This window comes from Halorussus sp. MSC15.2 (assembly GCF_010747475.1).
Taxonomy (GTDB): domain Archaea; phylum Halobacteriota; class Halobacteria; order Halobacteriales; family Haladaptataceae; genus Halorussus.
Genome location: NZ_VSLZ01000003.1, coordinates 210922 through 223226, shown reverse-complemented (window position 1 = coordinate 223226; position 12305 = coordinate 210922). Strand labels below are relative to the sequence as shown.

At 68.6% G+C, this 12305-nt stretch carries 14 protein-coding genes and 1 pseudogene; 9 read left to right on the top strand and 6 right to left on the bottom strand.

Annotated features, from left to right (window positions below):
- Positions 1–124: 124 nt before the first annotated feature.
- Positions 125–601, bottom strand: a complete 477-nt coding sequence (locus FXF75_RS12425) for a class I SAM-dependent methyltransferase (RefSeq protein WP_309221807.1) — start codon at positions 599–601, stop codon at positions 125–127.
- Between the two features lie 406 nt (positions 602–1007).
- Here FXF75_RS12425 and FXF75_RS12420 point away from each other — a divergent pair, with 406 nt between their 5' ends.
- Genes FXF75_RS12420 through FXF75_RS12410 form a run of 3 tightly spaced genes read left to right on the top strand, consistent with a single transcriptional unit; the run spans position 1008 to position 3796 of the window.
- Positions 1008–1445 carry a DUF5788 family protein gene (locus FXF75_RS12420; protein WP_163522202.1) on the top strand — a complete coding sequence of 146 codons (438 nt, stop codon included), beginning with the start codon at positions 1008–1010 and terminating at the stop codon, positions 1443–1445.
- 46 nt (positions 1446–1491) lie between these two features.
- Positions 1492–3276: a helix-hairpin-helix domain-containing protein gene (locus FXF75_RS12415; RefSeq protein WP_163522201.1), complete on the top strand. Its 1785-nt coding sequence runs from the start codon at positions 1492–1494 to the stop codon at positions 3274–3276.
- A gap of 1 nt (position 3277) precedes the next feature.
- Positions 3278–3796, top strand: a complete 519-nt coding sequence (locus FXF75_RS12410) for a Mut7-C RNAse domain-containing protein (RefSeq protein ID WP_163522200.1) — start codon at positions 3278–3280, stop codon at positions 3794–3796.
- On the opposite strand, the gene FXF75_RS12405 is transcribed toward FXF75_RS12410, so the two are convergent.
- From FXF75_RS12405 to FXF75_RS12390, 4 genes are all read right to left on the bottom strand, one after another.
- On the bottom strand, positions 3793–3957 hold the full coding sequence (locus FXF75_RS12405; RefSeq protein ID WP_163522199.1) for a hypothetical protein: 165 nt from the start codon (positions 3955–3957) through the stop codon (positions 3793–3795). The two genes, FXF75_RS12410 and FXF75_RS12405, sit on opposite strands and share 4 nt — an antisense overlap.
- Before the next feature lie 77 nt (positions 3958–4034).
- Entirely contained in the window at positions 4035–4976 is a 942-nt protein-coding gene (locus tag FXF75_RS12400) for a hypothetical protein (protein ID WP_163522198.1), read from the bottom strand.
- Positions 4977–5162: 186 nt separating this feature from the next.
- Positions 5163–5654, bottom strand: a complete 492-nt coding sequence (locus tag FXF75_RS12395; protein ID WP_163522197.1) for an MGMT family protein — start codon at positions 5652–5654, stop codon at positions 5163–5165.
- Between the two features lie 47 nt (positions 5655–5701).
- Positions 5702–6037 carry a helix-turn-helix domain-containing protein gene (locus tag FXF75_RS12390; RefSeq protein WP_163522196.1) on the bottom strand — a complete coding sequence of 112 codons (336 nt, stop codon included), beginning with the start codon at positions 6035–6037 and terminating at the stop codon, positions 5702–5704.
- 100 nt (positions 6038–6137) lie between these two features.
- On the opposite strand from FXF75_RS12390, the gene FXF75_RS12385 reads away from it, so the two are divergent.
- The 5 genes and pseudogenes from FXF75_RS12385 to FXF75_RS12365 all read left to right on the top strand — a co-directional run bounded on the left by FXF75_RS12385 (position 6138) and on the right by FXF75_RS12365 (position 10659).
- Entirely contained in the window at positions 6138–6707 is a 570-nt protein-coding gene (locus tag FXF75_RS12385; RefSeq protein ID WP_163522195.1) for a HalX domain-containing protein, read from the top strand.
- Positions 6708–6833: 126 nt separating this feature from the next.
- On the top strand, positions 6834–7748 hold the full coding sequence (locus FXF75_RS12380; RefSeq protein WP_163522194.1) for an indole-3-glycerol-phosphate synthase: 915 nt from the start codon (positions 6834–6836) through the stop codon (positions 7746–7748).
- Positions 7749–7755: 7 nt separating this feature from the next.
- A pseudogene (gene trpB / locus FXF75_RS12375) lies at positions 7756–8993 on the top strand (tryptophan synthase subunit beta).
- Positions 8983–9837 carry a tryptophan synthase subunit alpha gene (trpA, locus tag FXF75_RS12370; RefSeq protein ID WP_163522193.1) on the top strand — a complete coding sequence of 285 codons (855 nt, stop codon included), beginning with the start codon at positions 8983–8985 and terminating at the stop codon, positions 9835–9837. Before trpB ends, trpA begins: the two are co-directional and overlap by 11 nt.
- Before the next feature lie 27 nt (positions 9838–9864).
- Positions 9865–10659, top strand: coding sequence for a 2-amino-3,7-dideoxy-D-threo-hept-6-ulosonate synthase (locus FXF75_RS12365; RefSeq protein WP_163522192.1), 795 nt, complete (start codon positions 9865–9867; stop codon positions 10657–10659).
- A gap of 54 nt (positions 10660–10713) precedes the next feature.
- Here the strand turns inward: FXF75_RS12365 and FXF75_RS12360 are convergent, their stop codons facing one another.
- Complete coding sequence (locus tag FXF75_RS12360) at positions 10714–11073, bottom strand: hypothetical protein (RefSeq protein WP_163522191.1); 360 nt, start codon at positions 11071–11073, stop codon at positions 10714–10716.
- Between the two features lie 170 nt (positions 11074–11243).
- On the opposite strand from FXF75_RS12360, the gene mfnA reads away from it, so the two are divergent.
- Positions 11244–12293 (top strand): tyrosine decarboxylase MfnA, encoded by a 1050-nt coding sequence (gene mfnA, locus FXF75_RS12355; RefSeq protein WP_163522190.1) that lies wholly within the window; start codon positions 11244–11246, stop codon positions 12291–12293.
- Positions 12294–12305: the final 12 nt, after the last annotated feature.

Here is a 12305-nt window from a genome sequence, read left to right as displayed (position 1 = left end):
GACCGCGTCCGCTTAAAATTCAGCCCCGAAGCGGTCGGTCGCTCTTTGGACTCGGTCTCTCTGCCGGTCGTTCTAACACCCCCGAGACCCTCGATACTCCCCGACGCTCGGTGTTCGGGGACTCTCACTCCGGCTTCTTACCGCCGTACACTGCGAAGTTGTAGTACTGCCAGATGGAGGTGACCGCCTCGAATTCCGACTCCCGGAGCCAGACGAGTTGGTCGGTCAGCGAGGAGGGGTCGTCGTAGTCGTCGCTGGCCTCCCACTCCTCCATGAAGTCGTCCTCGCGCCACCCCTTCGAGCGCACCCAGTTCTCTATCATCTCGCCCGACAGCGTCTCGAGGTGGGGCGCGTCGAAGCGAATCACGTCGCCGTTGAGGAACCACCCGCCGGGCACCAGCGACTCGTAGATGGCGTCGAAGAGGGTCTGCTTCTGGGTCTCGTCGAGGTGGTGGACCGCCAGCGACGAGACCACGAGGTCGTACTCGCCGGAGACCGACGGGTAGTCGTCCGGGAAGGCTCCGCGTTCGAGGGTGGCCCTGTCGCCGAACGTCTCCAGTTTGCGCTCGGCCTCGTCGAGCATCTGGTCGCTGTGGTCCACCGCGAGGACGCTGCTGTTCGGGAACCGCGTGAGGAGTTTCGTGGTGAGTTCGCCGGTGCCGCGCCGAGTTCGAGGACCCGAATCGACTCGTTTCGGTCCTGCGGCGGGGCGTTGAGCAGCGCGTCGTGGAGTTCGTCGTACCGCGGGACGATGGCCTCGATACCGGGGTCGTAGACGCTCGCGTCCGCAAACACTTCGCCGGGCTTCTTCATGGCCTCCCGTAATCAGCCCACGCATGTATGCTTTGAAGCCAATCATAGCGCCGCCGGGCGATTATGCCCCGAGCGCATGCATCGGCAGTTCCCGCCCGTGTCTACGACGCGCGGCCCACGTCCCGGGTCGTGCCCGTCCCGACCGAACCTCCTTTCCCGGCGAATTTTTGACGCTGGACCACCGAGATAGAGGCGTGAAGGAGTACGAGCGGAAACAACTGCTGGAGCGCGTCGAGCGCGAGGGCGCGACGGTCGGGGCGGACATCCCCGAGACCATCGACGTGCAGGGCGAGTCGATTGACCTCCGGGAGTTCGTCTTCGAGATAAAGCGCCGGGACACCGTCCCCTCGGGCGAGCGCGACCGCGTGGACCGGGCGAAGAAGAACCTCCGGCGCGAGCGCCTCCAGCGCAAGCAACTGCTCGAAGAGGGTGACATCACGCGGGCGGAGGGCGAGGAGTTGGTCAACGCCGTCGTGGGCATCGACCGCGCGCTCAACGCCCTCCAGAACCTCGGACCGACAGACCTCGAACGCGAGGAACAGGCGCAGGAGGCCGCCGACCGCAAGCGCTGGATGTCGTTCCTCAAGCAGGCGCTCGGCCGGGACGACGCGAGCAGTCGCGGCCGACTCTGAAACCGACGGCCGACAGATTCACCCCGAACACGCGACGGATTCATCCATGACACGCAACGCCGAAATCGCCGACTTACTCGAAGAGTACGCCGACCTGCTGTCCGCGCAGGGCGTGGACTACAAGCCGAAGGTCTACGAGCGGGCGGCCGAGAGCATCCGCGACTCCCCGGAGGCCATCGAGGAGTTGGCCGCCGAGGGTCCCGAGGCGGTCCAGCGGATTCAGGACGTGGGCGAGTCTATCTCGAAGAAAGTCGTAGAGGCGGTCGAGACGGGCACGTTCGAGCAGTTGGAGGACGAGCGCGAGCAGATGCCGGTCGAGATGGCCGAACTCACCAGCGTCGAGGGCGTCGGTCCCAAGACGGTGGGCGACCTCTACCGGGCGCTCGACGTGCGGGACTTAGACGACCTCGAACACGCCGCCCGCGAGGGGCAGATTCGGGAGGTCTCCGGGTTCGGCGAGAAGACCGAGCAGAACATCCTCGACGGTATCCAGTTCGCCCGCGAGTCGCAGGGCCGGTCGCTGCTCGGCGACGCCCGACCCGTGGGCGAGGCCGCCTTGGAGTTCTTCGAGGCGATTCCGGAGGCGGGCCGGTGCGAACTCGCGGGGTCGCTCCGGCGGTGGAAACCGACCATCGGCGACATCGACGTGCTGGTCGGCAGCGACGACCGACAGGCGGTCATCGACGCGTTCACGGAGTGGGAGGAGGCCGACGAGGTAATCGAGGCCGGGACCGACAAGGCCAGCGTGCGCTCGGACGGCCAGCGCGTGGACCTCCGGGTCGTCGTGCCCGAGGAGTTCGGGAGCGCCATCCAGTACTTCACCGGGAGCAAAGAGCACAACATCCGGTTGCGGAACTACGCCATCGACCGCGGATACAAGATAAACGAGTACGGCGCGTTCGACGTCTCCGAGCTCGGCTCGGACGGCTCGTCGGACTCGTCCGACGACGTCTCGGAAGTCGAAGACCCCGATTCGGGCCAGCGAGTCGGCGAACGCGTCGCGGGCGAGACCGAGGCGGGGATGTACGAAGCGGTCGGCCTGCCGTACATCGAACCCGAGATGCGCGAAGACCGCGGGGAGATAGCCGCCGCCGCGGACGGCGACCTGCCGGACCTCGTCGAGGAGGGCGAAATCCGGGGCGACCTCCACCTCCACACCGAGTGGTCCGACGGCGGGTTCAGCGTCGCGGAGATGGCCGAGGCCGCGGCCGAGTTCGGCCACGACTACATCAGCGTCGCCGACCACGCGACCGGACCGGGAATGGTCGGCGGCGTCGGACTGGACGACGAGGAGTTGCGCGAGCAACTGGCCGAGATTCGGGCGATGGCCGACGACCTTCCCATCACCGTCTTCGCGGGCGTCGAGGCCAACATCGACAGGGACGGCGACATCAGCGTCGGCGACGACCTGCTGGCGGACCTCGACTGCGTGGTCGCCTCGCCCCACAGCGCGCTGGAGGGCGACGCGACCGACCGCATCGTCGCCGCCATCGAACACCCGAGCGTGGACATCGTCGGCCACCCGACCGGGCGGATGATACACCAGCGCCCCGGCGTCGAGTTGGACATCGACGTGGTGGCGCGCGCCGCCGCCGACCACGGTACCGCCCTCGAAGTCAACAGCAGTCCCTATCGCCTCGACCTCTGGGGGAGCGCGGTCAAGCAGGCCGTCGAGGAGGGCGCGACCATCGCCATCGACACCGACGCCCACTCCCCGGCGGAGTACGAACACGTCCGGTACGGCGTCCACACCGCCCGGCGCGGGTGGGCGCAGGCCGACGATATCCTGAACGCCCGCGACGCCGACGGCGTGCGGGAGTTCCTCGACTGAGATGCCGACGCGCACGCCCGCGGAGTCGGCGCTCCTGCTCGACGCGATGCTGGGCAAACTGGCGACGTACCTCCGGATGTGCGGGTACGACGCGGCGTACGCGCTGGACCGCGAGGCGCGAAGCGCCTCGGAACGGACGAGCGGGGACGAGCGATGCGACGACCCGGGAGGCGTCGAGGACGACGACGACCTGCTGGCTCTCGCAGAATCCGAAGGGCGACTGCTCGTGACTCGGGACGCGGAGTTGGCCGAGCGCGCCGACGGACTCCTACTGACGACGAAACCAGTGACCGACCAACTCCGGGAACTCGCCGACGCGGGCTTCGAACTCGAACTCTCGGAACCGACGCGGTGCGCCGAGTGCAACGCGGAGCTGGTGGCCCTCGCGGCGGACGCAGAGACGCCCGAGTACGCGCCCGACACCGACGAGTTCCGGGTCTGGCGGTGTCCCGAGTGCGACCAGCACTTCTGGAAGGGGAGTCACTGGGCGTCGGTCGAAGAGACGCTCTCGGACCTCTAGCTCTCGCCTCCGTCGCGGGGCGTTGGGACGCGCAGCGTCCGGTCGGACCCGAACAGCGCGAACAACGCGAAGAGTGCGAACAGCGCCGGTTCGTTTGCCCAGACGCCGAGGACCCCCAGAACGCCCAGAGCGCCGAGTCTGCTCGCGCTGATTTCGACCATGTGCGACAATCGACACTCGGCCGGTAACTATCTTTTCCGGAACACGTTCGGGGTCGCGTCGGCCCGCGGCCGCGGCGTCAACTGTTCGGTTCCCACTCCTCGCAGGCGTCCATGTCGCTCATCGTCCGGCCGTAGAAGCCGCAGTGGGGTTGCATCCCCTCGTTGGTCCGGACGTACTGGAAGTGCTGGCAGTTGCCGCAGTAGGCGTCGGTGGTCGGGTGGGGCCGGTCGGGCGCGTCGGCGTCGTCCAGCGGCGACCGGATGTCGTCGTCGGCCGCGGTCCCGCCGTCGCTGGTCGCGCTTCCCCGGCCGGGCGCTCCTCGTCCCGGTTGGTTCGTCTGCGTCGGCGTCTCGCCGTCGGGCGTGTCGCCGAAGAAGCCGACGCCGCCCATCCCGGTCGGGACCGGTTCGGGGTCGTTGTCGGGGTCCCCGGCGGCCGAGTCGGCCAGTCCGGTCCGGAGCGCGCGCAGGTCGTCCAAGTCGTCGAACTCGTCCAGTTCGCCCTTCCGGACCTCGACGGTGCGGACCTCGCCGTCGTGGCTCACTTCGAGCGTGACGGTCCCGCCGGGGTCGTTGCGCGTCTTGAAGTTGACCACGGCGACGAACAGGCACCCGAACGTGACCAGCGCGCCGAAGAAGTAGACGGCGACGACCGGCAGGGTCAACTGTCGGCCGTACCCGGCCCAGTGCTTCGGGTAGGCGTGGGTGAACAGCGCGACGCCGAGCAACGAGACGCCCGACCCGATGGCGGCCGCGGCCCTGACGCGCTGGCTGGCCGGCAGGACGCTGAAGATGCCGACGAACACCGCCGGGACGCCGAGTCCGGCGAGGACGCCCGCGACTTCCCGGGCACCGAGCGTGCCGAGACCGAACGCGGAGTGGACGTCCGTCGTGGAGAGCAGAATCGCGAACACGACGAGCGACACCCCGACGGCGAACAGACCGACCCCGAGATAGAGCAGTCGGACGTTCCCCACCTCGCCGACGTTCTCCTCGTAGGCCTCCGCGAGGCTTGTCATGGGCGGGTAATTGTGCGCGAACAAGTAAACGTTGCGTCAGACGCGCGTCGCATCCGGTCCCGTGTCCCGCCAGCGGGGAGAAACTAACTTTCCGAAGGAGTGGCCGACTCTGAGTTCGGAAGTAGAAATGTTGGGGAATCAACTAGAACGAGGGTTATGCGAGAGTCGAACCGCGAGCGGCCGAGGTTACAGTCCCTCTAGCGACCGGAGTTTCTGTTCGACCGCGGGCGGCGCGGCGCTCGGGCCGTCGCGGACTCGGTGGTCCGGAATCAGCAGCGGCGCTGGGTTGCGGTCGAGCGCGGTTCGGACCGTGTTCAGGTCGTCCTCGTCGGTGTGGTCCACGCCGCTGGTCATCCGGGCCAGCGTCTCGACGTCTATCTGGTCCCCGTATGGAATCCCACGGACGCGTTCCAGCACGCGGCGCTGGTCGGTCGGCACCGTGAGCGCGACGGTCACGTCCGAGAAGTCGTCCTCCTCGACGCCGTCGAGGTAGTCGAAGATGCGGTCGAGCAGGTCGTGGTCGGTCTGGGCCTGCTCGTCGGGCGTGTCCGGGAACGAGACGCTGAGGACGCGTCCGCTGGCGACTCCCAACTGGACGTACCGCTCCAGATACGACGATTCGCGTGCGAAGATACCGGCGACGTCGCTCGGGTCCTCGGTCTCGACAGTGTCGTCCATACCCTGCGATTCGGCCGGTCCGGACTTGAAGATTCCGCGAGCGTCCGTCAGTCGAACCGCCACGTCTCGACCCGAGTCCGGTCGTCGTCTACCACCGAGACCCGGGCGGTCGCCGTGCCGTCGGCGACCTCGAAGACGACTCGCTCGATGCGGGACTCGTACACTCGGTAGTGATTGCCGTCGTCGTCGATGCGAGTCCGCTCGGTCAGTAGCCCGCGCTCGACGAGTCGCGGCAGACGGCGGTACAGCGTCGAGTCGGGGACGCCGAACGCCTCGTGTATCGACTTGGCGGACACCGGACGCGAACTCGCCGCGGACAGAATCGCGCAGGTGTACCCGTCCAACAGTTCTAAGACAGCCTCGGGGGTACCTTCTTCGGCCACGTCGGGACCTTATTTTCTGTCACCCAAATGTTGTAAGGTGATTCCCGGAGGTGGGAACAGCCGCCGGGGTTTATCATTCGGAGACCGCGTGGTCGGAATTATGGGTGGACGTGAATCCCGACCGACAGTTCTACTCGTCGACGCCGACCCGACGCTCCGCGCGCTCTACGACGAGTGGTGTTCGGAGGTCGGAACGGTGTCGGCCGTCGCGGACGCCGAGGCGGCGCTCGCCACGGTCGGCGAGGAGTTCGACGCGGTGTTGACCGAGCGGCGACTGCCCGACGCGACCGGACGCGAGTTGGTCGCGCGTCTCGCCGACGAGAACCGCTTCACCGGATTCGTCACCAGCGCGACCCCGACCGTCGACCTCGCGGACGTGCCCGTGGACGTGTACCTCCGAAAACCCGTCTCCCGCGACCAGTTTCGCGCGACTATCGACCGGTTCGCGGCGCTCTCCTCGGCCGACCCGGCGGTCCGGACCTGCGCGGCGCTCGCGGAGAAGTACCGGGTACTCCGCGCCGTGACGTCGGCGGAGGAGCGCCGGTCGAACGAGGCGTTCGCCCGGTTCGTCGCGCGGTACGAGTCGCTGCGACGCCGACACGCGAGCGAGATGGCCGACCTCCCGTCGCCGACCGCCGACCCGACGTCGATTTCGAATTCGTCGGCGTGACTCCCTGTTCTCCGAGCGTTCCGCAGTCCCGGCGGTTCTAATTCTGATTCGGGGTTTCGCCGTTCCCCGACCGGGGTCCGGGTAGACGCAAGCCTTATGTACAATTCCGTCCGTTGATGCACAACGATGAACGATAGCGAGGAACTCGCGCCCGCGGTCGCGTCCATCCTCCGGTCCGCGGAGGCCCGCGGCGACCCGGAGGGCGGGCCGCTCTCGGTCGATGCTCGGTCGCTCCCCGCGGCCCTCTCGCGGGCGGAGACCGACGGACGCGTCCCGGTCATCGCAGAGGTGAAGCCCACGAGTCCGACGACCGACGGGACCCGAGACGCCGACCCCGTGGAACTGGCCGAGCGCATGGTGGATGGCGGCGCGGCCGCGCTCTCGGTGCTGACCGAACCGGACCACTTCGGGGGGTCGCCCGAGAACCTGCGGCGAATCCGCGAGACCGTGGACGTGCCGGTCCTCCGGAAGGACTTCGTCGTGCGCGAGAGCCAACTCGACACCGTGGCGGCCGACGTGGTCCTGCTCATCGCCCGGTTCGTGGGTAGCGCGGAGCGGAGCTCCGCGGACCATTCGAGCGGGCCGCGAGGCGGTGTAACCGCCTCGGAAGAGACGGCAGAGCCGTCTCCCTGCCCGCGAGAAGATGATGACCTCGCCGACCTCGTGGCGGCCGCGGAGGCGCGCGGGTTCCAACCGCTCGTGGAGGTCCACGACGCCGCGGAGTTGGAGCGAGCGGTCGCGGCGGGCGCGGAGCTAATCGGCGTGAACAACCGCGACTTGGCGAAGTTGGAGGTGGACCTCGAAACCTTCGAGACGGTCGCGCCCCAAGCGCCCGGCGACGTGACCCTCGTCGCGGAGAGCGGTATCGGTTCGCCCGGCGACGCCCGCCGGATGGTCGAGGCGGGGGCCGACGGCCTGCTCGTCGGGAGCGCGATAATGGACGGCGTCTCGGAGTCTTCCTCCGAGGACCGAGAGACCGAGTCTCTCGAAACAGTCACGGAGAACACGCGGCGGTTGACGCGAGCGCGGACCCAGAGGTGACACAGACATGAGTAGCGAATCAAAGTTCGGCGACTACGGCGGCCAGTACGTCCCAGAGGCGTTGATGCCCGCCATCGAGGAGTTGACAGACGCCTACGAGCGATACGTTCTCGACAACGAGGACGGGTTCGTGGACGAGTTCCGCGAGCGCCTGCGGGAGTTCGGCGGGCGACCCACGCCGCTCCAGCGCGCGGACCGACTCTCGGAGCGGTACGACCGGGAGGTCTACCTCAAGCGCGAGGACCTGCTCCACGGCGGCGCGCACAAGTTGAACAACGCGCTCGGGCAGGTCCTGCTGGCGAAGTACATGGGCAAAGAGCGCATCGTGGCCGAGACGGGCGCGGGCCAGCACGGCACCGCGACCGCGATGGCGTGCGCGCACCTCGGCATCGACTGCGAGATATACATGGGCCGGACCGACATCAACCGACAGCGCCCCAACGTCTTCCGGATGCGCATCCACGACGCCGAGGTGAACCCGGTGGAAATCGGGTCGGGGACGCTGAAGGAGGCCATCAACGAGACGATGCGCGATTGGGCGACCAACGTCGAGGACACCCACTACGTCATCGGGTCGTCGTCGGTCCCCACCCGTTCCCGAAGATGGTCAGGGACTTCCAGTCGGTCATCTCCGAGGAGGCCCGCGAACAGATTCGGGAACGGGCCGGGCGACTCCCCGACAGCGTGGTCGCCTGCGCCGGGGGCGGGTCGAACACGATGGGGGCGTTCCACGAGTTCGTCGGCGACGAAGACGTGGACCTCGTGGCCGTGGAAGCCGGCGGGTCCTCGCTGACCATCGACGAGGAGGAGGGTCTCGCGCCCCACTCGGCGTCGCTCTCGACGGGCGACGAGGGCGTCCTCCACGGCGCGCGCACCAAACTCCTCCAGAATCCCGACGGTCAGATTCTGGAATCCCACAGCGTGAGCGCGGGACTCGACTACTCCGGGGTCGGCCCGGAACTGGCCTACCTCGCCGACGAGGGCCGCGTGACGCCCGTCAACGTCGGCGACGACGCCGCACTCGAAGCGTTCCACCGGCTCTCGAAGCTGGAGGGCATCATCCCCGCGCTGGAGTCGAGTCACGCGCTGGCGTACTTGGAGGAGAGTCCCGAGGAACTGGGCGATCTCGTCGTCGTCAACGTCTCGGGACGGGGCGACAAGGACCTCGACACGGTCATCGAGGAGAGCGAGAAGCGCGACATCGACGCGGCCCCCGCGATGGAGGTGTTCGAGAATGGCCAGTGAGACCGAAGGGTCCGGCGAGAGCGACATCGAGGCCGCCTTCGCCGACGACCCCGCGCTGGTCTCGTACGTGGCGGCGGGCGACCCCGACGCCGAATCGACCAAGGAGTACGTCCGGGCGCTCGTCCGCGGCGGGACGGACGTGGTGGAACTGGGCCTGCCCTTCTCCGAACCCATCGCGGAGGGGCCGACCATCCAGCAGGCCATCCGCCGGGCGCTCGACGCCGGGATGACCCCCGACAGGTACTTCGACCTCGTGGCCGACCTCTCGGAGGACGTGGACGTGCCGCTGGTCTGCATGACCTACTACAATCTCATCTATCAGTACGGCTCCCGGAAGGGACGGGACGGCGTGGAACCCTTCGTGGAGGCCGCCGCCGAGGCGGGCATCTCGGGACTCGTCGTCCCGGACCTGCCGGTGGACGAGAGCGACCCCCTGAAGGAGGCCTGCGAGGCCCACGGACTCGACCTCGTGTTCATCGTCGCGCCGACCACCACCGACGAGCGCCTCGCCCGGATGCTCGACCGCGCGTCCGGGTTCGTCTACGTGCAGGGTCGACTGGGCACGACCGGTGCGCGCTCGGACGTGAGCAGCGAGACCCACGTCAGCCTCGACCGACTCTCCGGGACCGACCTGCCGAAGGCCGTCGGGTTCGGCATCAGCGAGCGCGAACACGCCCGGGAAATCGTCGCGGGCGGCGCGGACGGCGTCGTCGTCGGGAGCGCGTTCGTGGACATCGTTGCGAAAGGGGAGTCAGTCGCCGACCGCCTCGAAGCCAAGGCCCGCGAACTCAAGGAGGGCGCGGTGGAAGGCGGCGAGAAAGTACCGGAACCAGAACGAACTTAACCACCACTTGCCACAGTTTCACATACTATGACCGCCGGAATCCGAGCACGACTCGACCGAATCGGCACAGACAGGAAGTACGTAATGGTCCCGATGGACCACGGCATCACACTCGGGGCCGTCGAGGGTCTCGTGGACATCGAATCGACCATCGACGCGGTGACCCGCGGCGGCGCGGACTCCGTCCTCACGCAGAAGGGCATCGCACCCCGCGTCCACCCGAACAAGAACGGCGCGGGCTACCTCGTCCACCTCAACGCCTCGACCACTATCGGTCCAGACAGCAACGACAAGCGGATGACCGGGACCGTCAAGGAGGCGGTCCGGGCGGGCGCGGACGCCGTCTCGTTCCACATCAACGTCGGGAGCAAGTACGAGCGCGAACAGGTTGAGGAACTCGCCGAGGTCACCGACGACGCCGACGACTACGGGATGCCCGTGCTGGCGATGGCGTACGCCCGCGGCCCGGGCGTGGACGAACACGACGCCGAGAGCCTCGGCCACGCGGTCCGACTCGCCGAGGAGGTCGGCGCGGACCTCGTGAAGACCGCCTACAGCGGCGACGCCGAGAGCTTCGAGCGCGTCGTGGAATCGACCGCCAAGCCGGTCATCATCGCGGGCGGCGAACCCGAGGGCGACCGTGCGACCCTCGACGCGGTCCGCGGCGCGATGGACGCGGGCGCGGCGGGCGTTTCGATGGGTCGGTCCATCTTCCAACACGACGACCCGGAAGCCATCGCGCGGGCGGTCGCCGCGGTCGTCCACGACGGACGCTCCGCCGAGGAGGCGCTCCGCGAGGCCGAACTGACCGTCGAGGCCTGAAGCTCTTCCTCTCTGCCGCCGCCACGAGTTCTCTCTACCGTCGCGAAGACTCGGCTACGTCCCGCCGGGGTAGCGTTCGTCCTCCATCGGTTCCGCCCCGTCGGGGACGCGGTCCTCGAAGTCGAACGCCTCGGCGAACCGACCGCGAAGCGCCAGCAACTTCTCAAGGTCGCGGCCGCTCGTCAGGGGTTCGCGCTCCTCCAGCGCCGAGAGGACGACGTGGGCGTCGGCCCGCGTGAGTTCGACCTCGGCGGCCTCGCCCGCGTCGAGGTCGCGGTCGAACCGCGATTCGAGGTCGTCGAGTTCGGCTTCGGTGGCGTCGGTCGCGCCCGATTCGTGGTGTTCGAGCGCCTCCAGCACGGTGCTGGTCTCGCTGCCGGTGAGTGCTATCTCCCGTGACGAAGACTCCTCCATGGCTCTGATTGACTCACGGTAGCGTTCGGCATAGGGATACCGGCCCGAAGTCGCCGGAGTCGGTCGGGGGCGCTTCTCGACTCCACAGGCCCGCGGCGCGACTCGCTCGGCGCGTCTCGCGGGAGAACGAGAACAGAACCGATAAACGCTCCCGACAAAATTTACCGAGCATGCAGCGAGCGCCCCAAGACTTCGGGCGGGTCCTCTCGTCGATGTGTACCGAACCCCACCCCGACGCCCGCGAGGCCGCCGCCAGATACCTCGCGGACAACCCCGGCGACCCCACGACCTACCCCGCGGTCGCCGAGTTGGAGCGCGAGGCGGTCGAGATGCTCGGCGAGATGACGGGGCTGGCCGACCCCAACGGCTACGTCGCCAGCGGCGGGACCGAGGCCAACCTGCAGGCCGTGCGCGCGGCCCGGAACCTCGCCGACTCGCCCGACCCGAACGTCGTCGCACCCGAGAGCGCCCACTTCAGTTTCCAGAAGGCCGCCGACGTGCTCGACGTGGAGTTGCGCCTCGCCGCGACCGACGACGACCGCCGCGCGGACCTCGCGGACGTCCGGCGACTCGCCGACGAGGACACCGCGCTCGTGGTGGGCGTGGCCGGGACCACCGAGTACGGCCGGGTGGACCCGATTCCGGCGCTCGCGGACGCGGCCGCCGACGCGGACGCGCTCCTCCACGTGGACGCGGCGTGGGGCGGGTTCGTCCTCCCGTTCACCGACTGGGCGTGGAACTTCGAGGACGCGCCGGTCGATACCATGGCCATCGACCCGCACAAGATGGGCCGCGCGCCGGTGCCCGCCGGGGGCTTCCTCGCGCGCGACGAGGCGATTCTGGACGCGCTCGCGGTCGATACGCCGTACCTCGAATCCACCTCGCAGGCAACCCTGACCGGGACCCGGAGCGGCGCGGGCGTTGCGGGCGCCCACGCCGCCATGGAGGCGCTGTGGCCCGAGGGCTACCGCGAGAACTACGAGCGCGGGCAGGCGAACGCCGAGTGGGTGGCCGACGCCCTCGAATCGCGGGGCTACTCGGTCGTGGACCCGGTCCTGCCGCTGGTCGCGGCCGAAATCCCGCGCGAGGAGATAGAGACGCTCCGGTCGGAGGGGTGGCGGGTCTCGCCCACCGCGTCCGGAGAGCTTCGGGTGGTCTGCATGCCCCACGTCACCCGCGAGATGCTCGAATCGTTCGTGGCCGACCTCGACGCGCTCTGACGGAGCGATTCG

Excerpts from the sequence above, each read along its gene's own strand:
- FXF75_RS12400 (WP_163522198.1), bottom strand. The coding sequence starts at position 4,976 with ATGACAAGCCTCGCGGAGGCCTACGAGGAGAACGTCGGCGAGGTGGGG.
- FXF75_RS12415 (WP_163522201.1), top strand. The coding sequence starts at position 1,492 with ATGACACGCAACGCCGAAATCGCCGACTTACTCGAAGAGTACGCCGAC.
- FXF75_RS12360 (WP_163522191.1), bottom strand. The coding sequence starts at position 11,073 with ATGGAGGAGTCTTCGTCACGGGAGATAGCACTCACCGGCAGCGAGACC.
- trpA (WP_163522193.1), top strand. The coding sequence starts at position 8,983 with ATGGCCAGTGAGACCGAAGGGTCCGGCGAGAGCGACATCGAGGCCGCC.
- FXF75_RS12365 (WP_163522192.1), top strand. The coding sequence starts at position 9,865 with ATGACCGCCGGAATCCGAGCACGACTCGACCGAATCGGCACAGACAGG.
- FXF75_RS12395 (WP_163522197.1), bottom strand. The coding sequence starts at position 5,654 with ATGGACGACACTGTCGAGACCGAGGACCCGAGCGACGTCGCCGGTATC.
- FXF75_RS12410 (WP_163522200.1), top strand. The coding sequence starts at position 3,278 with ATGCCGACGCGCACGCCCGCGGAGTCGGCGCTCCTGCTCGACGCGATG.
- FXF75_RS12405 (WP_163522199.1), bottom strand. The coding sequence starts at position 3,957 with ATGGTCGAAATCAGCGCGAGCAGACTCGGCGCTCTGGGCGTTCTGGGG.
- FXF75_RS12385 (WP_163522195.1), top strand. The coding sequence starts at position 6,138 with ATGGGTGGACGTGAATCCCGACCGACAGTTCTACTCGTCGACGCCGAC.
- FXF75_RS12380 (WP_163522194.1), top strand. The coding sequence starts at position 6,834 with ATGAACGATAGCGAGGAACTCGCGCCCGCGGTCGCGTCCATCCTCCGG.
- mfnA (WP_163522190.1), top strand. The coding sequence starts at position 11,244 with ATGCAGCGAGCGCCCCAAGACTTCGGGCGGGTCCTCTCGTCGATGTGT.